Below are 377 nucleotides of genomic sequence, written 5' to 3'. Positions count from 1 at the left end.
GGCGGCGGCGGTGTGGTAGCCGGCGAACCCATCCATCGTGACAACCTTGACCCGGTCTCGAAAAGCCTGGTCGCGGCCGTCGAGCCACTCGGTGAGGACCTTCGCCGAGCGCCCGGGGACCATGTCCAGCAGCCGCGATGGTCCGGTGCCGTCCACGACCGGGGTCAGGTCGACCAGGACGGTGACGAACGAAGAAGGAACTGTCGCCGCGGACGTACTTCCACTTGTGCTCATCGACCCCGAGAACGCGGACGCCGTCGAAGTGTCCGGGCTGCTCGTAGACCATGGAGCGAACCTCCGATACCGCCAGGTCATTGACCAAATCCCACCCCAGCCCGAGGGCCTTGGCCACCGCGGACACGCTGGTGCGATCGATC

At 66.6% G+C, this 377-nt stretch carries 1 pseudogene; it reads right to left on the bottom strand.

Going from position 1 to position 377, the window contains the following annotated elements:
• Positions 1-377 (bottom strand): annotated as a pseudogene (locus tag KHA85_RS17240) (ISL3 family transposase); the annotation flags it as partial.

Source organism: Dietzia massiliensis (genome assembly GCF_018390595.1).
GTDB lineage: Bacteria > Actinomycetota > Actinomycetes > Mycobacteriales > Mycobacteriaceae > Dietzia > Dietzia massiliensis.
Note: the sequence above shows the minus strand (reverse complement) of the source record. Positions and strands in the feature narration are given on the sequence as shown.